The sequence below is a fragment of the Umezawaea endophytica genome (assembly GCF_025061645.1).
Classification (GTDB): Bacteria; Actinomycetota; Actinomycetes; order Mycobacteriales; family Pseudonocardiaceae; genus Umezawaea; species Umezawaea endophytica.
Genome location: NZ_JANYMP010000016.1, coordinates 101,110 through 120,122, shown reverse-complemented (window position 1 = coordinate 120,122; position 19,013 = coordinate 101,110). Strand labels below are relative to the sequence as shown.

Annotated in this window: 17 protein-coding genes; 11 read left to right on the top strand and 6 right to left on the bottom strand. The window is 70.4% G+C overall.

Going from position 1 to position 19,013, the window contains the following annotated elements:
• The first annotated feature begins 75 nt into the window (after nucleotides 1-75).
• Nucleotides 76-1,203 (top strand): aminotransferase class I/II-fold pyridoxal phosphate-dependent enzyme, encoded by a 1,128-nt coding sequence (locus tag NZH93_RS29690; protein ID WP_259626538.1) that lies wholly within the window; start codon nucleotides 76-78, stop codon nucleotides 1,201-1,203.
• Nucleotides 1,204-1,219: 16 nt separating this feature from the next.
• On the opposite strand, the gene NZH93_RS29685 is transcribed toward NZH93_RS29690, so the two are convergent.
• The gene (locus tag NZH93_RS29685; protein WP_259626537.1) at nucleotides 1,220-1,738 is read right to left on the bottom strand and encodes a mycothiol transferase; all 519 of its coding nucleotides are present in this window, start codon (nucleotides 1,736-1,738) and stop codon (nucleotides 1,220-1,222) included.
• A gap of 134 nt (nucleotides 1,739-1,872) precedes the next feature.
• On the opposite strand from NZH93_RS29685, the gene NZH93_RS29680 reads away from it, so the two are divergent.
• Nucleotides 1,873-4,005 carry an ATP-binding protein gene (locus tag NZH93_RS29680; RefSeq protein WP_259626536.1) on the top strand — a complete coding sequence of 711 codons (2,133 nt, stop codon included), beginning with the start codon at nucleotides 1,873-1,875 and terminating at the stop codon, nucleotides 4,003-4,005.
• 1 nt (nucleotide 4,006) lies between these two features.
• A complete protein-coding gene (locus tag NZH93_RS29675; protein WP_259626535.1) occupies nucleotides 4,007-4,414 on the top strand; it encodes a hypothetical protein in 408 nt (135 codons plus the stop codon).
• On the opposite strand, the gene NZH93_RS29670 is transcribed toward NZH93_RS29675, so the two are convergent.
• On the bottom strand, nucleotides 4,339-5,136 hold the full coding sequence (locus NZH93_RS29670) for an SDR family NAD(P)-dependent oxidoreductase (protein WP_308214254.1): 798 nt from the start codon (nucleotides 5,134-5,136) through the stop codon (nucleotides 4,339-4,341). The genes NZH93_RS29675 and NZH93_RS29670 overlap by 76 nt on opposite strands.
• A gap of 66 nt (nucleotides 5,137-5,202) precedes the next feature.
• Between NZH93_RS29670 and NZH93_RS29665 the strand changes: the two genes are divergently transcribed.
• The 7 genes from NZH93_RS29665 to NZH93_RS29635 all read left to right on the top strand — a co-directional run bounded on the left by NZH93_RS29665 (nucleotide 5,203) and on the right by NZH93_RS29635 (nucleotide 14,445).
• Nucleotides 5,203-6,660, top strand: coding sequence for an FAD-dependent monooxygenase (locus NZH93_RS29665; RefSeq protein WP_259626534.1), 1,458 nt, complete (start codon nucleotides 5,203-5,205; stop codon nucleotides 6,658-6,660).
• A complete protein-coding gene (locus tag NZH93_RS29660) occupies nucleotides 6,657-7,244 on the top strand; it encodes an acyl-CoA-like ligand-binding transcription factor (RefSeq protein ID WP_259626533.1) in 588 nt (195 codons plus the stop codon). Before NZH93_RS29665 ends, NZH93_RS29660 begins: the two co-directional genes overlap by 4 nt.
• Before the next feature lie 198 nt (nucleotides 7,245-7,442).
• Entirely contained in the window at nucleotides 7,443-8,192 is a 750-nt protein-coding gene (locus NZH93_RS29655) for an ABC transporter ATP-binding protein (RefSeq protein ID WP_259626643.1), read from the top strand.
• Nucleotides 8,189-10,717, top strand: a complete 2,529-nt coding sequence (locus NZH93_RS29650) for an ABC transporter permease (RefSeq protein ID WP_259626532.1) — start codon at nucleotides 8,189-8,191, stop codon at nucleotides 10,715-10,717. The genes NZH93_RS29655 and NZH93_RS29650 overlap by 4 nt, the downstream gene beginning before the upstream one ends.
• 14 nt (nucleotides 10,718-10,731) lie before the next feature.
• Nucleotides 10,732-11,739: an EcsC family protein gene (locus tag NZH93_RS29645; RefSeq protein ID WP_259626531.1), complete on the top strand. Its 1,008-nt coding sequence runs from the start codon at nucleotides 10,732-10,734 to the stop codon at nucleotides 11,737-11,739.
• A 58-nt stretch (nucleotides 11,740-11,797) separates the two neighbouring features.
• Nucleotides 11,798-13,435 carry a phosphoglucomutase (alpha-D-glucose-1,6-bisphosphate-dependent) gene (pgm, locus tag NZH93_RS29640; protein ID WP_259626530.1) on the top strand — a complete coding sequence of 546 codons (1,638 nt, stop codon included), beginning with the start codon at nucleotides 11,798-11,800 and terminating at the stop codon, nucleotides 13,433-13,435.
• 170 nt (nucleotides 13,436-13,605) lie between these two features.
• Nucleotides 13,606-14,445, top strand: a complete 840-nt coding sequence (locus tag NZH93_RS29635; RefSeq protein WP_259626529.1) for an LppU/SCO3897 family protein — start codon at nucleotides 13,606-13,608, stop codon at nucleotides 14,443-14,445.
• A 49-nt stretch (nucleotides 14,446-14,494) separates the two neighbouring features.
• On the opposite strand, the gene lysS is transcribed toward NZH93_RS29635, so the two are convergent.
• The 4 genes from lysS to NZH93_RS29615 form a co-directional block, all read right to left on the bottom strand.
• Entirely contained in the window at nucleotides 14,495-16,132 is a 1,638-nt protein-coding gene (gene lysS / locus NZH93_RS29630) for a lysine--tRNA ligase (RefSeq protein ID WP_259626528.1), read from the bottom strand.
• 121 nt (nucleotides 16,133-16,253) lie between these two features.
• Complete coding sequence (locus tag NZH93_RS29625) at nucleotides 16,254-16,427, bottom strand: DUF397 domain-containing protein (RefSeq protein ID WP_259626527.1); 174 nt, start codon at nucleotides 16,425-16,427, stop codon at nucleotides 16,254-16,256.
• Nucleotides 16,424-17,266, bottom strand: a complete 843-nt coding sequence (locus NZH93_RS29620; protein ID WP_259626526.1) for a helix-turn-helix domain-containing protein — start codon at nucleotides 17,264-17,266, stop codon at nucleotides 16,424-16,426. The genes NZH93_RS29625 and NZH93_RS29620 overlap by 4 nt, the downstream gene beginning before the upstream one ends.
• A gap of 802 nt (nucleotides 17,267-18,068) precedes the next feature.
• Nucleotides 18,069-18,704, bottom strand: a complete 636-nt coding sequence (locus NZH93_RS29615; protein WP_259626525.1) for a hypothetical protein — start codon at nucleotides 18,702-18,704, stop codon at nucleotides 18,069-18,071.
• An 18-nt stretch (nucleotides 18,705-18,722) separates the two neighbouring features.
• On the opposite strand from NZH93_RS29615, the gene NZH93_RS29610 reads away from it, so the two are divergent.
• Nucleotides 18,723-18,890, top strand: a complete 168-nt coding sequence (locus NZH93_RS29610; RefSeq protein ID WP_259626524.1) for a hypothetical protein — start codon at nucleotides 18,723-18,725, stop codon at nucleotides 18,888-18,890.
• Nucleotides 18,891-19,013 lie beyond the last annotated feature (123 nt).

Genomic DNA, 19,013 nt, shown 5'->3' with positions numbered 1-19,013 from the left:
CCCGGCAGCCTAACCCAGGTCGAACGGGTGTTCGAGTCTGGACATTCTGTCCAATCGGTAAGTAGTGTCCAGATCATGCCGTCCCTTCCCGACTTCCGGCTGGAGAAGCACTTCGCCCGCTGGGAGTTCGCCGCCCGCTACCACCTGACCGCCTCCGACGCGCAGACGCTGTCGCTGGCCGAACTGCTGGCCCTGGCCGACGACGACGGCCGCGAGCGGTGGGAGTCGCTGCACCTGGGGTACGGCGAGACCTACGGGCTGCCCGCGCTGCGCCAGGCCATCGCGGACACCTACGACCACGTGGAGGCCGAGGACGTCCTGTGCTTCGCGGGCGCCGAGGAGGCGCTGTACCTGGCGATGACGACGCTGCTCGACCCCGGCGACCACGTCGTGGTGATCACCCCCAACTACCAGGCCGCCGAGACGGTCCCGCTGTCGGTGTGCGAGGTGTCCGGTGTGGCCCTGCGCGCGGACGACGGGTGGGCGCTCGACGTGGACGCCGTCGAGGCCGCGCTGCGGCCGACCACGCGGATGGTGTCGGTCAACTTCCCCAACAACCCCACCGGCGCCGTGCCGGACCTCGACACGTGGACGCGGCTCGTGCGGCTGTGCGACGACCGCGGGCTGTGGCTGTTCAGCGACGAGGTCTACCGCGGTCTGGAGAGCGGTCCCGCGCTGCCGCAGGCGGTCGACCTGTCACCGCGGGCGCTGTCGTTGAACGTGATGTCCAAGGCGTACGGGCTGCCGGGGCTGCGGATCGGCTGGATCGCCTGCCGCGACCGGGAGGTGCTGTCCAGGTTGGACGGTGCGAAGCACTACACGTCGATCTGCAACTCCGCGCCGAGCGAGGTGCTGGCGCTGATCGCGGTGCGGGCGCGGGACCGGGTGCTGGGGCGCAACCGGGCGATCATCGCCGAGAACCTGCCGGTGTTCGACGCGTTCTTCGCCCGGTTCCCCGACCTGTTCGAGTGGGCTCCGCCGCAGGGCGGCTGCGTCGCGTACCCGCGCTACCTCGGCGCGGACGGCGTGGAGGCGATGTGCGCGGACCTCGTGGAGCAGGAAGGGGTTCTGCTGCTGCCCGCGAGCGTCTACCGGTCCGAGCTGACCCCGACGCCGACCGACCGGTTCCGGGTGGGGGTCGGGAGGTCGGCGCCGGAGGAGGGGTTGGCGCGGTGGGGTGAGTGGCTGGAGAAGCGGCGTTGAGCACGGGGCGGGCGGGTCACCCCTTCTCGACCAGCCCCCGCACGAACGCCGCCTGGCCCGCGTGCTGGAGGTCGTCGGACACGACGCTGACCAGCCGCACCGCCAGCGTCACCGGCGGGTCCCAACGCTCGTCCACGACCCGGCCGAAGTCGGCGTCGGCCAGCCCGCGCACGTAGTCCGTGGACGCGCGGTGCACGGCGTCGTGGTAGTCCAGCAGCAGCTCGGCCGACCGCACGCGCACCGCGGCGACCTCGTCGGAGCCGTGGCCGTAGCCGATGTCGGCGTCGTCCAGGGGCAGGTCGAACTTGCGCGCCCAGCCCTGCGCGGTCCACACCTGCTCGGTGCCCGCGACACCCGCCACGTGGTCGTCTTGGACACGGGTGAGGTGCCAGAGGAGCCAGGCGATCGAGTTGGCGGTGCCGTCGACGCGCTGGGCCAACTGCTCGGCGGACAACCCGTCCGCGACCTGGTGGACCACCTCGCGCACCCGGTCCAACGCGTCGACCAGCAGGGCGGTGCTCGTGTCGGTGCTCATGCCGTCGACGGTAGTGCCGCCGCGAACGGCCCGCGACGGGGGCGACTTCCCGACCTGCCGGAACGGCGGGGTTTGCCGCGGGAGGCGTTACCCTTCGACGCTCAGGCGACTCCGGAGGTGCGGGGATGTCCGAGGTGAGCAACCGAATCGACACGGTCCATGGAAAAGTGGTCCAGGCGGCCGACGTCCACGGTGACGTGGTGTTGGTGGACGTGAACCTCCACCCCACGGTTCCCGCACCCGTGCCACGACAGCTTCCTCTGCAGAGCAAGGACTTCACCGGTCGCGCCTCGCACGTCGAAGCCCTGAACTCACTGCTGCTCGGTCCGGGGATGAGTCCACCTGTGCTCTTGACCGGGTCCGCCGGGGTGGGCAAGACGACGTTGGCGGTCCACTGGGCCCACAGCAGCGGTGAGAGCTTTCCCGACGGCCTGCTGTACGCGGATCTCCACGGCTTCACCCCCGACCAGGTGGAGACCGCGAGCATTCAGGTTCTCAAGAGGTTCTTGAAGGCGTTGGGAACGCGTCCGGAGTTCCTCCCGGACGACCTCGACGGGTGTGCCGCCGCGTACCGGACGCTGTTGGCTGACCGGAAGGTCCTGGTCGTGCTCGACAACGTGGGTTCGGCCGCTCAGGTGAGGCCGTTGCTGACCGCGTCGACGAAGTGCCGTCTGCTGCTGACCAGCCGAACGCGCCTGGCGGGGCTCGACATCGAGCGCCTGCCGGTGGAGGTGTTCTCCTCGGCCGAGTCCGACGGGCTCCTCCGGCGGATCCTGGGTGCGGAGCGCGTCGACGAGGAGCCTGCGGTGGCGGTGAGGATCGCGCTGCAATGTGCGCGGTTGCCGTTGGCCCTGCGCGTCGCCGCGGAGCGGCTCAGGCACCGCCCGCACTACACCTTGGCCGACCTGTCCGCCGAACTCGACGACGAGCGGCTGTCCGCGCTGGAACTGCCGGGAGACGTCCTCATGGCCGTGGGGCCCGCGATCTCCCTGTCCTACAGATCGCTGGACCCGTGCAGCGCCAAGGTGTTCCGCCTGCTCGGCGTGCAAGCCTGCGCCGACAGCAGTGAGCAGGCGGTGGTCGCCCTGACGCGTTTGGAGCCTCGCCAGGTCCGGAAGTCGCTCGCGTTCCTGCTCGACGCCCACCTGCTGGAGGAGGTCGAGCACGGCCGCTACCGGTTCCACGACCTCCTGCGTGCCTACGCGCGGCAGCAAGCTGCCGAGGTCGACTCGACCGAGGACAGGTTCGCGGCCATCCTGGGCCTGACCACCTGGTACGCCTCCATGGCCGATCACGCGGACCGCACGTTGGCGGGGCACCGCGCCCGGCGTCACCTCGATCTCCGCGAAGACGCGCACAAGGTCGAATTCGCGAGCCATGACGAGGCCATGAAGTGGTGCGACGCGGAACTCGTCAACATCGAGTCGTGCCTGGAACAAGCTCACCCGCTCGGACTGCGCGACCTCGTGTGGCAGGTACCCGCCGCGCTCCAGGGCTTCTTCAACCTGACCAAGCACCTCTCGGTGTGGTGCGACTCCCACGGTCTCGGCCTCGCCGCCGCGACGGCCGGGAACGACCTCGCCGGAACGGCGTTGATGCACCACGGCCTCGCGTGCGGGTACCGCTATCGCCAGGATGACGAAAAGGCCGTCATCCACGGCGTGCGAGCACTCGACGGCTTCAGGGAACTGGGAGACCGGCGGTTCCAAGGCATCGTGTTGAGCAACCTCGGCCTCAGCTACTTCTGCCTGGGCCAGTACGACGAGGCTCACGAACGGCTGGAGGAAAGCCTGCGTGCTGCACAGGAGGTCGGTGACCGCCACGCGGAGGCGTGGGCGTTGACGAACCTCGGATCGGTCCACCGTCGGCAGGACGAGTTCGGCAAGTCGTTGGAACGGCTGCTCCTGGCGGTGCGGATCAGGGACGAGATCGGTGATCTCGACGGAGAGGCGTGGACGCGCGACGAACTCGGACGCACCTGTGCGAACCTGGGTCGGTCGGAAGACGCTGTGGAAGCGTTCGACCGCGCGATCGACCTGCACCGCGCGAACAGCAACGTCTACGGCCTGGCCAGGGTTCTTCACCACCTCGCCCTGCACCTCGTGGGCACAGGGCAGGAGGAGCGGGCGCGAGCCGCCGGAGCGGAAGCCTTGCAGATCTTCGACAGGCTCGGGAGTTCCGACGCGAGTGCTCTTCGCCTGTTGCTGGCCGCGCTCGACCAGGTTCGAACGGGAACACCGCTTCGTCCTGACGACCTGAGGAGCTAGGTTGCCCGTCATGGTGAACGGGTCCGGGCGGGACGTGCTGGGGCACATCGTCGAGCGGTGGCCGGTGTGGTTCGGGCAGGCTTCCGGGTTGCCCGCGGCCATTGAGGTCGACGCGGACGCGCCGCCGCCGCGGCGTGGACCGGTCGATCTGCTGCTGTCCAAGAGTTTGTGGCTCGTGGTCATGGCGCTGCTGTGGGGTGGTCTCGCCGTGGGCATGGTGGGGGTGCCGGTGTGGGCGTTCCGCGCGCGGTTGGAGTCGGCCGAGCTGTTCCTGGTGGGGGTGCCGCTGGCGCTGGTGGTGATGCCGTTGCTGTTCATCACCATCGGCTACACCTACGCCGTCGCGAAGCGGGCCGAGCGGTGGCGGGTCGCGGCTACCTCAGGTGGGACGCGCCGTTCAGGTCGATGACCGCGCCGCTCGCCCAGCCCGCGCCGGGTGTGGCCGAGCCAGGCCACGGCGGAGGCGACGTCCTCGGGGGTGGCGACGCGGCCGAACGGGCTCTGCGCGCGGATCGCGGCTCCGCGTTCGCCCGCCAGGATGTCGTGGGTCATGTCGGTGTCGACGAACCCCGGCGCGACGGCCGTGACGGCGACGCCCAGCGGGGCCAGTGACACCGCGAGCGACTGCGTGAGCGAGTGGACGGCCGCTTTCGAGGCGCCGTACGCGGGCGCGTCCGGTTCGCCGCGGTAGGCGCCGCGCGAGCCGACGGTGATGATCCGCGCCCCCTCCGGCCCCCGTGGCCGGGTGCGCAGGTGCTCGACGAAGCACCACGTGGTGTTGGCCGTGCCCAGCACGTTGACGTCGGTGATCCGCCGCCACTGCCCGATCCACTCGTCGTAGGAGGTGGCCGGCAGCGGGTGTTCGGTGTAGATCCCGGCGTTGTTGACCAGCACGTCGACGTCGCCCAGCCGCGCGACGGCGTCGGCGACGAACGCCTCGACCCGCTCCGGGTCGGCGAGGTCGCCGCCGACGACCACGTGCCCGTCACCCGGCAGCGCCGCGACGACCGCCTCCGCCGCGGCCAGGTCCGCCCTCGCGTGCACCGCGACGGTCATCCCCGCCTCGGCCAGCGCCCTCGCCACGGCCGCCCCGACGCTCCGTGCCCCGCCCGTCACCAGTGCTCCTGTCATGGCCGAAGTCAATCACCCCGAAAAACTGTTATTGACTATCAAGTGGTAGCGAGTAACACTTCGGTCATGGACATCACCGTGGTAGGAGCAGGACCGACCGGGCTCGTGCTGGCGTGCGGGCTGCTCGGAGCAGGACTCCAGGTGCGGGTGGTCGACGGGGCCGACGGCCCGGCGGTCACCTCCCGCGCGCTCGGCCTCCAACCCCGCGGCGCGGAGGTGCTCGACCGGCTCGGCGCGCTGGGCGACCTGCCGGAGCGGTCCATCGGCATCGACCGGATCGCCCTCCACGTCAACGGGAAACCGCTGGGGGCGCTCAAGGTCGGGCAGGTGACCAAACTGGTGAAGCGGCGCGGGCTGATGATCTCCCAGACCGAGGTCGAGGGGCAGTTGCGCGAGAGGCTCGCCGAACTCGGCGGCGCGGTCGAGTGGGGCACCTCGCTGGTCGACGCGCACCAGGACGCCCGCGGGGTCCGGCTCACCACCGCCGACGGCCGGGAGTCGCGGACGGACTGGCTGGTCGGCTGCGACGGCGCGCACAGCGTCGTCCGCAAGGCCTCGGGCATCGGCTTCCCCGGCGCGCCGCTGGTCGAGCGCTTCCTGCTCGCCGACGTGGTCGCCGACCTGCCGCTGGAGCGCGACGTGGTCGCGGTCTGGCTCAGCGGCGAGGACATGCTGGCCGCGTTCCCGCTGCCCGGCGGCGTGTGGCGGCTGATGGCACCCGCACCGGCCGGGTTCCGCGACGACGGCGACATCGCGGCGGTGATGGCCGGGCTGCTGCGCGACCGGGCGGCGCTGCCGGACGTCGTGGTCGCCTCGACCGCGTGGACGTCGAGCTTCCGCTTCCACCGCAGGCTCGCCGACACCTACTGCCGAGGTCGTGTGCTGCTCGCGGGCGACGCCGCCCACATCCACAGCCCGTTCGGCGGCCAGGGCATGAACACCGGTCTCGGCGACGCGGAGAACCTGGCGTGGAAGCTCGCGCTGGTCGCCTCCGGCCACGCCGAGGCCGCGCTGCTGGACACCTACGAGGCCGAGCGCCGCCCGATCGCCGAAGGCGTCCTGTCGTCCACCAGCGGCATGACCAGGCTGATCGTCGGCGAATCAGCCACGGCCAGGTTCCTGCGCGACCACGTCCTGGTGCCCATGATGAACCGCGGGTTCGTGCAGAAGGCCATCTGGGAGAAGTCCTCGCAGCTCAAGGTCACCTACCGCGGCGGCCCGCTCGGCGGCGGCCACCGGTTCGGCCGCGGCCCGCGACCCGGTGACCGCGTCCCGGACCGCCAGTGCGCCCGCGCCGACGGCACCGGTACGCGGCTGCACGCCGAACTCGGCTCGCGCTGGGTGCTGCTCGGCGGCGCGGACCACGCCCTCGTGGCCCGCAAGAGGCTGGGGGAGGAGCGCGTCACGGTCCTGCCGACCGACGGCGAGACCGAGCTGATTCGCCCCGACGGCCACCTCGCCTGGCGCGGCCACGGGGGACCCGACGCGCTCGACTCCTGGTTGACCGGCATCCTTGGCACGTGAGCTCACCAGCACCGGGGCTGCGGGAACAGCGCAAGGCCCGAACCAGGAAGGCCATCCAGGAGCACGCGCTGCGCCTGTTCCTGGCCGACGGCTACGACGCCACCACGGTCGAGCGGATCGCGTCGGCCGCCGGGGTCTCGCACATGACGTTCTTCCGCTACTTCCCCAGCAAGGAAGCGGTCGTGGAGAACGACGAGTACGACCCGATGCTGGTCGAGCTCATCCGCGCCCAACCCGCCGGGGCCGGTCCGCTCACGGCCCTGCGCAACGCCGTCGTCGGCGGCATCCGCGAGGTCTACGCCACCGACAAGGACGCGCTGCTCGTCCGCACCAGGCTCATCCTCACGACCCCGGCGCTGCGCGGACGGCAGTGGCGCAACGCCGAGAGCACCCAGGCGCTGTTCGCCGAAGCGCTCGCCACCCGCGCGGACGGCGGGACCACCTTCGAACTCCGCGTGCTCGCGGCGGCGGTGCTCGGAGCGCTGTCCACGGCCCTCGCGGAGTGGGCGGAGGGCGACGGCGCCGACGACCTGCCGACGCTGATGGACCGGGCCTTCGACGCGCTGGCCCACCTGGACTCCTAGCGCGTCGACCCCGTGCCCCGATCCTTTCGACCGAAGGGGTTCGCGGTGCGGCATCAGGGCTCAACCCCGAGGAGTTTCCGGGGTAGCCCCCTGCCCCGGATGGGGCACCTTCCCGACGCGCCGGGCCGCGCCGATCGACAGGATTTCCCCAACACACCTGCAAGCGGGGGAAAGACGGAGGATCCGGTGACAGCGACGATGCGGACGGCGACGACCGTGGCGGCCAGGGCCGTTGGCGTGACGAAGGTCTACGGATCGGGGGAGGCGAAGGTGACCGCGCTCGACGGCGTGTCCGTCGACATCGAGCGGGGGCGGTTCACCGCGATCATGGGACCGTCGGGGTCGGGCAAGTCGACGCTCATGCACTGCCTGGCGGGACTCGACGACGTCGACGGCGGCGAGGTGTTCGTCGGGGACACCAGGGTGACCGGGTTGAAGGACAAGGGCCTCACGGACCTCAGACGGATGAAGGTCGGGTTCATCTTCCAGCAGTTCAACCTGCTGCCCACATTGACCGCGGAGGAGAACATCGTGCTGCCGCTGGCGATCGGCGGCCGCAAGGTGGACCGCGAGTGGTTCGACACGGTCATCGACACCGTCGGGCTGCGCGACCGGCTGAGCCACCGGCCCACCCAGCTCTCCGGCGGCCAGCAGCAGCGAGTGGCGTGCGCCCGCGCGCTGGTCAGCCGTCCCGAGGTGGTGTTCGCCGACGAGCCGACCGGCAACCTGGACTCGACGTCGGGCGCCGAGGTGCTCGGGTTCCTCCAGCGGTCGGCGCAGGAGTTCGGCCAGACCGTGGTGATGGTGACGCACGACGCGAACGCCGCGTCCTACGCGGACCGGGTGATCTTCCTGGCCGACGGCCGGATCGTCAGCGAACTGGTCGAGCCGACCGCCGAGGTCGTCCTGGACACGATGAAGCACCTCGACGGCGTGATCGCGCGATGATCAAGGCCACGCTCAAGAGCCTGATGGCGCGCAAGCTGCGCCTCCTGCTGTCCGGGCTCGCCGTCGTGCTCGGCGTGATGTTCGTGTCCGGCTCGTTCGTGCTGACCGACACGCTCGACCGCTCGTTCACCTCCCTGTTCTCCAGCGTCTACACCGGGGTCGACGCCCAGGTCACCGCCAAGCCCAAGCTGGAGGGCGGGGAAGGCGGGCCGGACTACGCGGTCCAGTCCCTGCCCGCGTCCACACTGGACACCGTGCGCGGTGTCGACGGCGTGCGCGCGGTGACCGGTGACGTCATCGGCTCGGCCCGCGCGATCGGCAAGAACGGCAAGGTCCTCACCACCAGCGGCGCGCCCCGCGTCGGCGACGCGTGGGGCGAAGACCTGTCAGGCCAACGGGTGCTGCGCGAAGGCCGCGCCCCCACGGCCGACAACGAGGTCGTGCTCGGCGGGTTCCTGGCCAAGTCCGGCGGGTTCTCCGTCGGCGACGACGTCGCGGTGCTCACCGCCGCGCCCAAGGAGACCTTCGAGGTCGTCGGGATCTTCGGCTACCAGGGCGGTCGCGACTCGCTCGGCGGCGAGATGAGCCTGAGCTTCAGCCCCGCCACCGCGCACCGCGTCCTGCTGGGCGAGCCGGACACCTACAGCTCCATCACCGTCCAGGCCGCCGACGGCGTGTCGCAGGACGTCGTGCGCGACCGGGTCGCCGCGGCCGTCGGCGCGGACGTCCAGGTGAAGACCGGCGCGGAACTGGCGAAGGCGCAGACCGACGCGATCGGCGAAGGCCTGAAGTTCTTCAACTACATCCTGCTCGGCTTCGCCGGGATCGCCCTGTTCGTCGGCACCTTCATCATCTTCAACACGTTCTCCATCATCGTCGCGCAGCGCACCAAGGAACTCGCCCTGATGCGGGCCATGGGCGCGAGCCGCAAGCAGATGATGGTGTCGGTGGTGCTCGAAGCGCTGGTGATCGGCGTGATCGCCTCGGTGGTCGGCCTCGGCGCGGGCGTCGGCGTGGGGGCGCTGCTCGCGACCCTGTTCGCCACGTTCGGCGGCGGCAGCCTCCAGCTCGCGGCCGTCGGCCTGCCCGCCGCCGCGGTGATCTCCTCCTTCGCCGTCGGCATCCTCGTCACCATGGCCGCGTCGGTGTTCCCGGCCGTCCGCGCCTCGCGGATCGCGCCGGTCGCGGCGATGCGCGAAGCCGCCACCCCGGACCGGCCGCTGACCAAGCCGACCGTCGCGGGCGCCGTGCTGTCGGCGGCCGGTGGCGCGCTGCTGGGCGTCGGACTCGCGAACGCGGTGCTGTGGATGGTGTTCTCCGGCATCCTGGTGGCGTTCCTCGGCGTCGCGCTGCTGACCCCGTTGATCAGCAAGCCGGTCGTGGCCGTCATCGGCGGCCTGCTGTCCTGGTCGATGCCGGGCACGCTGGGGCGGCGCAACTCCGCGCGCAACCCGCGCCGCACCGCCATCACCGCCGCCGCGCTGATGGTCGGCATCGCGCTGATCACCGGTGTGAGCATCATCCTGACGTCGGCGACCGCCAGCATCACCAAGGTCGCCGACACGCAGATCTCCGCCGACCTGATCATCTCCGGCGAGCAGCAGGCCACGTTCGAGCCCGCCGTCCTGGACGCGGTGAAGGCCACGCCGGGCGTCGAGTCCGCCTTCGGGTTCTACTCCGACTACGCCGTGGTCAACGGTGAGCAGCAGTACCTCCAGGCGATCACCGACTTCTCCGCGTGGCAGCGGCTGTTCGGCCTGAAGGCCACGGCCGGGTCCTTCGACGGCGCGGCAGGCCGGACCGTCGCGGTGGCCGAGGAGACCGCGAAGGAGAAGGGGCTGGGCGTCGGCAGCGCGGTGACCGTGCAGCTCAGCAAGGGCGAGCAGCAGACGTACACGGTGGCCGTGGTCTACGCGAAGAACGGCGCCATGGACGGCATCCAGCTCTCCGCCGCGGCGGCGGTCGACTTCTCCCAGGCCAAGCTGACCGACGGGTTCGCCAAGGCCGCGGCGGGCACCTCGGTCGCCGACGTGCAGAAGCGCATCGAACCGCTGTTCGCGGACAACCCCGAGGTGTCCGTGCAGGACCGCAGCGCGTACGTGAAGCAGCAGGCCGCGCAGCTCGACACCGTGCTGCTCATGGTGCAGATCCTGCTCGCGCTGGCGATCCTGATCGCCGTGCTCGGCGTGATCAACACCCTGGCCCTGTCGGTCATCGAGCGGACCCGTGAACTCGGGCTGCTGCGGGCCATCGGCATGCGCCGCTCCCAGATCATGCGGATGATCACCGTGGAGTCGGTGGTGATCTCGGTGTTCGGCGCGCTGCTCGGCCTCCTGGTCGGCACCGGCCTCGGCGTGGCCACCGTCGAGGCGCTCAAGGACCAGGGGATCACCGAACTCGGGTTCCCGTGGACGCAAATGGGTACCTACCTGGCGGTGGCGGCGGTGGTCGGCGTGGTCGCGGCGATCCTCCCCGCCATCCGGGCGGCACGCCTCAATGTGCTGAACGCGATCTCGTACGAGTAGGTAGGGTGGGTGGAATGTCGTTGCGCCGCAGGATGTCCGAGTACGACGGTGAGGCGTGGGACGCCCTCATCGCGAGCGAGCGGCCGTCCGAGCGCTCCTTCCTCCCCGCCGTCGTGCGGAACCGCCTCCAGAAGACCGGTGAGGTCGCCAAGCGCCGGATCGACATGATCCCCGGCTCCGAGCAGTTCCAGGGACTGCTGATGAAGGCGCTCGGCGGCTTCACCGACCTCGGCTCGCGCGCGGCACGGGCCAGCGTCCGGTCCGGCGCCGTGCTGAAGGCCTACCAGAAGCGCGGCCACGCCGTGGAGACGATCGAGGACATCCGCAAGCTGCCGCTCAGCGAGATGGACAAGGTGAAGCCGCACCTCGACATCGCCTACATGACCGCGTCCACCGTGCAGGGCGCCGCCGCCGGGCTCGCGGTGTCCGGCGGCGAGCTGCTGGGCCTGGCGAGCGGCGGCGCGCCGGGCGCGGGCGTCGTGGTCGGCGCGATGGCCGCGGACGCCGCCGCCGTGCTGGTCGCGAGCCAGCGGGCGGTCGCGCACGTGGCCGCCTACTACGGCTACGACCTGACCCGGCCAGAGGAGCAGATGTTCGCGCTGGGCGTGCTGAACCTCGGCACGTCCTCGGACGTGACCAAGGCCGCCGCCTACCTGGAGCTGAACAAGCTGGTCCAGGGCCTGGCCCGCAAACACACGTGGGACCAGCTCCGGCAGAACGTCGTCACCAAGGTCGTCGAGCAGGTGTACGCCCAGCTCGGCATCCGGCTCACCCAGCGCAAGCTCGGCCAGGCCGTCCCCGTCGTCGGTGTGCTGATCGGCGCGGGGATGAACGCCATCACGCTGCGGCGGGTCGTGGACGACGCCGAGCACGCGTACCGCAAACGGCACCTCCAGGAGAAGTACGGCATCGTCGAGGACGTGCCCCAGCCGACCGTGACGGCGGAGCGCGACGACACGATCCCGATCGTGGACATCCTGGACGCGGAGATCGTCGAGGCCGAGCCCGACGTGTCCCCTTGACCTCGGTGGGCGCGGAGAGGTCTGCTGCTACCCGCAGCCCAGAGCGAGGAGAACACCCGTGGCAGTCCACCCGCGCGCCGGTCAGCCCGCGACGCGAGCCGACCTGGTCGACGTAGCGCACCTGGTCACGTCGTACTACGCGGAGCACCCGGACCCGGCGGTCGCCGAGCAGCGGGTCGCGTTCGGCACCTCGGGGCACCGCGGGTCGGCGTTGAGGATCGGCTTCACCGACGACCACATCGCCGCCGCCTCCCAGGCCGTGTGCGAGCACCGGGCGCGCGCGGGCGTCACCGGGCCGCTGTACCTCGGCCGCGACACGCACGCGCTGTCCGAGCCCGCGTTCGTCACGGCGCTGGAGGTGTTCGCCGCCAACGACGTGCAGGTGCTGGTCGACAGCCGTGAGGGCTACACGCCGACGCCCGCCGTGTCGCTGGCGATCCTGGTCCACAACGAGGGTCGTACCGACGGCCTCGCGGACGGTGTCGTCGTCACGCCGTCGCACAACCCGCCCGAGGACGGCGGCTTCAAGTACAACCCGCCGGACGGCGGGCCCGCCGACTCGACCATCACCAAGGGCATCCAGGACCGCGCGAACGAACTCCTCGAAGCGGGCCTGGTCGGCGTCAAGCGCGTCCCGCTGGCTCGCGCGCGCCAGTCCGCCAAGCCGTTCGACTTCCTCGACCTGTACGTGTCCGAGCTGCCGTCCGTGGTCGACCTGGACGCCATCCGCTCGGCGGGCGTGCGCATCGGCGCGGACCCGCTGGGCGGCGCGAGCGTCGCGTACTGGTCGGAGATCGCCGACCGGCACCGCATCGACCTCACCGTGGTCAACCCCGTGGTGGACGCGACGTTCGGGTTCATGACGCTCGACTGGGACGGCCGCATCCGGATGGACTGCTCCTCGCCGTACGCGATGGCGTCACTCATCGAGCGGCGCGCCGAGTTCGACGTGGCCACCGGCAACGACGCGGACTCCGACCGGCACGGCATCGTGACGCCGGACGGCGGCCTGATGAACCCGAACCACTTCCTCGCCGTGGCGATCGACTACCTGTACTCGCACCGTTCCGGGTGGGCTTCCTCCGCGGCCATCGGCAAGACGATGGTGAGCTCGTCGATCATCGACCGCGTCGCCTCGTCGCTGGGACGGCGGCTGGTCGAGGTGCCCGTGGGGTTCAAGTGGTTCGTGCCGGGGCTGCTGGACGGGTCGATCGCGTTCGGCGGCGAGGAGAGCGCCGGGGCGTCGTTCCTGCGGCGCGACGGGCGGGTGTGGACGACCGACAAGGACGGCCTGATCCTGGCGCTGCTGGCGTCGGAGATCATCGCGGTGACCGGGTCCACGCCTTCCGCCCGGTACCGCGAGCTGACGGCGTCGCTGGGCGACCCGGTGTACGCCCGCGTCGACGCGCCCGCCACTCGGGAGCAGAAGGCCGCCCTGGGTGCTCTGTCGCCCTCGCAGGTGGCCGTGGAGGAGATCGCGGGCGAGAAGATCCTCGACCGGCTGACCAACGCGCCCGGCAACGGGGCCGCCGTGGGCGGGCTGAAGGTCGTGACGGAGTCGGGCTGGTTCGCCGCCCGGCCGTCGGGGACCGAGGACGTGTACAAGCTGTACGCCGAGTCGTTCAAGGGGCCGGAGCACCTGGCGCGGTTGCAGGAGGAAGCGCAGACCGTGCTGGACGGCGTGCTGGGGTCGTGACGTTCGCGCGGGGCTCCCGATCGGGAGCCCCGCGGCGGCGATCACCACTATCGTGTTCCCATCCGGCGGCGAGGGCCGTGGTCTGCCGCGCCACCGCTGGGGAAGGCAGGGTTCGGTGGACCACGGGGAGTCCGGCGACGCCTGAGCGGTGAGTCCGGGGGGAGCTTCCAGTGGGCAACGGGTACAGGTACTTCGCGATCGTCGACGCCGAACGCGGTGTGGACGACCCGCTCGCGGTCGTCCGGGAATGGGACACCGAAGGTGGCTTCACCAACGAGGAAGTGTTCACCAGCGCGGGGTGGGAATCGACCAACCGGCTGGCGCGCCTGCGTGCCGGCGCGGGCCACACCGACCAGCGGGCCGTGCCGATCGGTCCGCCCGCGGTCGAACCGCCCGCTCCGGTGCGTGAGCTGGTCGCCGTGGCCCCGAAGAAGAACCTGGTCAAGCTCGCGGTGCGGATCGGCGTTCCGGTCGTGCTGCTGGTCATCGCCGTCGTGGGCGGGAACGCCTACTCCTCGCGGACCAGCTCCGTGGGCGACTGCCTGCGCGGCTCGATCGACAAACCCGAGGACGTCCGACCGGTGACGTGCGGATCCGCCGCCGACTACAAGGTGGTCGGCAAGACCCGAGGCGTGGACGAAGCCAGGGCCACGGCGAGCACCACCTGCGAGGCCTTCGGCACGACCGACGCGGTCTTCTGGGAGGGGTTGTCCGGCTCGCCAGGCACCGCGCTCTGCCTGGAAGACCTCAGGAACCCCGGTCCGCGCGTCCCGGCGGTGGGTGATTGCGTCAAGGGCGACCTCACGGTGCTCGAGACGGTGCACAAGGTCGAGTGCGGGCCCGAGGCCGAGTACAAGGTGCTCGGCAAGGACGTCGAGCTGACCGCCAACTCGCAGAGCAGCCCGACCTGCGTCGACTTCCCGGCCGCCAGCGTCAAGCTGAGCTGGGAGCGGAAGGGCGCTGCCATCCCCGCCGACAACGTCCTCTGCCTGGAAGACCTCAAGGGCTAGAGCGGGGGTCCTCCCGGAGGGCTCCGACGAGCCCTCCGGGAGGGGCCGGTCAGTCCGACAGCAGCTTGCGGACGCGGTCCGCGCCCACCGCCAGCAGCAGCGTGGGCAGGCGGGGGCCGGTTTCGACGCCCACCAGCAGGCGGTAGAGGAGGGCGAAGAACGTGCGTTGCGCGACCTTCAGCTCCGGCGTCGGCTTGGTGTCCCTCGGCAGGCCCGCCTGGTCCTTCGGCACGCCGTAGACCAGGTCGGTCAGGCCGTCCAGCGACCAGTGGGTGTCGAGACCCTGCGTGAGCAGGCGCAGTGATTCGCGCTGCTGCTCGTCCAGCGACTGGATCAGCTCCACGTCCGCGTGCTCGCGGACGCGGGTGCGCTGGTCCAGCGGCACCTGGTTGGTGATCCAGTGCGCGGCGCGGTCCAACCTCGGGCGGACCTCGTCCAGTGACGCGACCTGGCGCTCGGGGTCGAGGTCGCGGACGATGCGCAAGGTCTGCTCGGGGTCGCCGGTGGTGATGTCCACGATGGACGCCAGCGTGCGGTAGGCGATCGGGATCGGTGTGCTCGGCAGGGGACCGGCGGCCGTGCGGACCGCGCGGTCGTGCGCGAGCGCGTCGACGGCGACCGCGGTGCCGTCGGCGAGCTTGCGCTCCAGCGCGTCCCACTCGTCGTAGGTGCGCTGCACCTCCTGGTCGAACGCGACCTTGAACGACTGGTTGGGCTTGCGGCGCGCGTACAGCCAGCGCACCAGCGGGGCCTCCATGATCTCCAGCGCGTCGCCCGGCGTCGGCACACCGCCCTTGGAGCTGCTCATCTTCGCCATGCCGGAGATGCCGACGAACGCGTACATCGGGCCGATCGGCTGCTTGCCGCCGAACACCTCGCGCACGATCTGGCCGCCCACGACGAACGACGAACCGGGGGACGTGTGGTCCACACCGGACGGTTCGAACACGACGCCCTCGTACGCCCAGCGCATGGGCCAGTCGACCTTCCACACGAGCTTGCCGCGCGTGTGCTCGCTGAGCAGCACGGTCTCGGCGTGGCCGCACACGCAGGTGTACGACAGCTCGGTCGTCTCGTCGTCGTACGAGGTGACCGTCGTCATGTCCCGGTCGCACACCGAGCAGTACGGCTTGTACGGGAAGTACTGCTCCTCGTCGTCCTGCTCCGTGGCGGGCTTGTCCTTGGTGCGGTACCGGTCGAGCACCGCGTCGATCGCGGCCCGCTCGCGCACGGCCAGCAGCACCTGGTCGCGGTACGCGCCGGACGTGTACATCTCGGTCTGGCTGACGCCCCGGTACTCGATCCCCAGCTCGGCGAGCGCCTTGACCATCGGAGCCTTGAAGTGCTCGGCCCAGTTCGGGTACTCGCTGCCCTCGGGCGCGGGAACGGACGTCAACGGCTTGCCGATGTGCTCCGCCCACGCCGGGTCGACCCCCACCGGCACCTTGCGGAACCGGTCGAAGTCGTCCCACGACAGCAGGTGCACGACGTCGTGGCCGCGACGGCGGATCTCGTCGGCCACCAGGTGCGGTGTCATGACCTCGCGGAGGTTGCCGAGGTGGACCGGGCCGGACGGGCTCAGGCCGGAAGCGCAGACGATGGGTTTGCCGGGCGCCCGGCGTTCGGCTTCGGCGATGACGTCGTCCGCGAAACGGGAGACCCAGTCGGTCTCGGTCTGAACCTGCATGGGTCGATTGTCCTACGGCGTGTCGAGCGAGTTCACACCGAGGGGTGGTTGTGACCACCGCATACCGGAGGCCGCGCACACCGTCGATGGGCGCGGCCTCCGGTATGCGGTGGAGCTGTGTTCAGTTGTCGAACCGACCGTTCCGCGCATCCATCAGGAAACGGTCGAAGTGGTCGCGGTCGAACCGGAGCACGATCCCCGGATTCTTCGAGTCGCGAACCGCGTCGAGTTGGTGCGCCACCTCAACGCAGTCCGTGTTCGTCCCGGACCTCAGCGATTTCTTCCAGCGTGTCATTCCTTCTTGATCCGATCCGCCTCGTCGGCGAGGAGTGCGGCCGTCTGTTCCGCCGTCATCGCCACACGAAGCACCATCTGCGCAGCCTCTCTGTAGACCGCGACATCCTTGTCATCCCTCAGGAACAGTCCGGAACTTCGATTCTCCAGATGGACGACCTCCGTGGACCCGTCGATGGACAGCATGAGGAAGTTGCCGTCCAGACCGGGGTGCCATCCTGCGTCGAACGGGATGATGCGCAGATCGACGTTCGGCAGTTCGGCCATCTTGGCCAAGTGCTCCAGTTGCAGGAGCATGACTTCCGGGGTGCCGATCTTCTGGCGTAGAGCGCCCTCGCCGAGTAGTGCGGTCATCTGCACTGGTTGTGGCCGGGTAAGCACATCTCGGCGACCCATTCGGACGGCCACACGCGTCTCGATCTCGTTTTCCGGAACCACCCCGCCGCTCATGATCGCTCGCGTGTAGGAGCTGACCTGAAGAAGGCCGGGAACGAGCAGCGGCGACCAACTGACGATCGATTTGGCGATCTGCTCGAAATCGAGGAGGGCCGCAAGTTGGGCGCGCTGTTCCGGCAGGCTCACGGCCAACCACGCCGTGCCTGACGTGTCGGTCGAAAGTTCGATGATCCGCTGTAGTTCGGCACCGCTCACACCGAGTTCCACGAGGATCGTGGATACGAGTTCGGGGCTCGGTGGCCGCTCGCCCGACTCGGCTCGCGACAGGGTGCTGTGGTCGATGCCGATGCGCTTGGCCAACGCTCGCACGCCGATGTTCTGTGCATCTCGGGCACTGCGGAGTTGTGAGCCGAGAGCGAGTGCCTTTGGGCTGGTGCGAACCATGCACCACAGCATAGGTGCGCTGCTGGATGGCTTTCGGGTCGCTCGATCAGGGCATTGACGGAGTGGTGCCGCACCACGGACTCTTGGTGCGGCACCACGCTCGTCCGCTGTGCCACTCCAAGCGTCCAGCCCAAGGAGACGGATTTGACCATCCGCGTTCGGCCCTCGATGCCGGGAGCACCGTCATGACGGCCGCGTTGCTCACCCTCCTCATTGCGGGCCCGATCACCTGGTGGCTGACTTCACCTCGACGGCGAGCCCGCCGCGCGGTGCGACGCTGGGAGCGCATCGGCGCCGAAGTTGTTCTCCTGATGAACGCGCCACGACCACCGGTCGTCCTGAGCGGCCGGACATGCGCGGCGGGAAGCGCCAGTGCGCGCGACGTCTGCGCAGCGCCAGGTGCGCCCGCCGTGCCCGCGTTCCCCCGGCGGGTACCGCTTGGTGTTGTGGGGCCGAGCCTCTCTTCAGCGGCTGACTGCTACCTGGTCGGAGTCAGGGCCGATGACGGAGAACTGGTCTACGCGACGGTGATGAGAATGGTCGAGGCGGCTCACGATGAGTGAGTACAGGGGTGCGATGCTGACCGTGGCCGACCTCCTGGCGAAGGCCGCGCGCGAAGGGTGGCCCACCAGCGCACTCTCCGTGTGCTCCCATGAACTCGGCCCAGCCGGTGACGACACCCCGACCGGGCCGATCTCGATGGTGCGCCCCTACCTCGAAGGGGCACCGATGCCAGCGCGACCTGAAGCCGACTGGACGGCGAGGCCGCTCTGCCCACCGCGGCGGAAGTGACCTGGCGAGTTCACCCCGGGATGTCGACCGCGATCTCCGCGCTCAGCTCCGCGCCCAGTTCGAGCTCCAGGCCGTCGCCGCTCCAGAACCGGCCGGGGTCGTACCAGTTCACCCGGCGACCCGTCGGCAGCAGCCCCATCGCCTCGTAGGTGATCGCCACGACCTCCGCGCAGTACGCCGTCTCCAGCGCCGCGTCCGGCACGCCCTTGCGCACCTTCGGCAGCCGACCGCGCAGCCACCGCGACGCCAGCTTCGCCGTCGACGGGAACGGCGTGCCGTCCAGGCGGGCGATCGTCTTCAGCACGGCGTCGTCCGTCTCCCGCGTGTGCGTGTGGTCGAGCTGCCGCAGCCACGCCCGCTGCCCGTACCTGTTCGCCCACACCAGCACCGCGCTGCGCAGGTCGTGCAACTGCACCCCGCGCTGGTGCGTGCCGGTCCACACGTCCGTCAGCGACTTGCCCAGCTCGGCGTGCCACATCAGCGGCGGCAGGTCGTCGATGACCACGGCCATGCCGACGTGGTTGACCGGGCTGTTCGTGGTCATCCTGATCGCCCGGTCGGCCGCCGAGTCGCCGCGGAACAGCCACACGTCACCCGTCCTGGTGAGACTGACGGCTTCGTCCAGGGTGATCCGCGTTTCGGCCATGGCTTGTAGCCTAGGCAGATGAAGCTGTGGAAGGTGCTGGGGCTCGCGGGTGTGGTCGGAGTGGCCGCGACCGGGGCGGTGGTGGCGCGGGCGGAGCGCAAGCGGCAGGCGTACACGCCGGACGAGATCCGGGAGCGGTTGCACGCCCGCATCGCCGAGGTGGAGACCGCCGAACCGGTGAAGTGAGTCCTCGCTGTTCCTGACGGCGCTGTGCGGTGGGACGATGGATTCCGCGGTCGGGGAATCCGCGGTCCACCGGAGGCGACGCTGTACCAGGACGATTCCTCGACCGGTCCGCGATCAGGCGGG

Bases quoted from the DNA above. Each gene is read 5' to 3' on its own strand.
- NZH93_RS29690 (WP_259626538.1), top strand. From the start codon at position 76: ATGCCGTCCCTTCCCGACTTCCGGCTGGAGAAGCACTTCGCCCGCTGG.
- NZH93_RS29685 (WP_259626537.1), bottom strand. From the start codon at position 1,738: ATGAGCACCGACACGAGCACCGCCCTGCTGGTCGACGCGTTGGACCGG.
- NZH93_RS29670 (WP_308214254.1), bottom strand. From the start codon at position 5,136: ATGACAGGAGCACTGGTGACGGGCGGGGCACGGAGCGTCGGGGCGGCC.
- NZH93_RS29665 (WP_259626534.1), top strand. From the start codon at position 5,203: ATGGACATCACCGTGGTAGGAGCAGGACCGACCGGGCTCGTGCTGGCG.
- NZH93_RS29655 (WP_259626643.1), top strand. From the start codon at position 7,443: ATGCGGACGGCGACGACCGTGGCGGCCAGGGCCGTTGGCGTGACGAAG.
- NZH93_RS29650 (WP_259626532.1), top strand. From the start codon at position 8,189: ATGATCAAGGCCACGCTCAAGAGCCTGATGGCGCGCAAGCTGCGCCTC.
- NZH93_RS29645 (WP_259626531.1), top strand. From the start codon at position 10,732: ATGTCGTTGCGCCGCAGGATGTCCGAGTACGACGGTGAGGCGTGGGAC.
- lysS (WP_259626528.1), bottom strand. From the start codon at position 16,132: ATGCAGGTTCAGACCGAGACCGACTGGGTCTCCCGTTTCGCGGACGAC.
- NZH93_RS29625 (WP_259626527.1), bottom strand. From the start codon at position 16,427: ATGACACGCTGGAAGAAATCGCTGAGGTCCGGGACGAACACGGACTGC.
- NZH93_RS29620 (WP_259626526.1), bottom strand. From the start codon at position 17,266: ATGGTTCGCACCAGCCCAAAGGCACTCGCTCTCGGCTCACAACTCCGC.
- NZH93_RS29615 (WP_259626525.1), bottom strand. From the start codon at position 18,704: ATGGCCGAAACGCGGATCACCCTGGACGAAGCCGTCAGTCTCACCAGG.
- NZH93_RS29610 (WP_259626524.1), top strand. From the start codon at position 18,723: ATGAAGCTGTGGAAGGTGCTGGGGCTCGCGGGTGTGGTCGGAGTGGCC.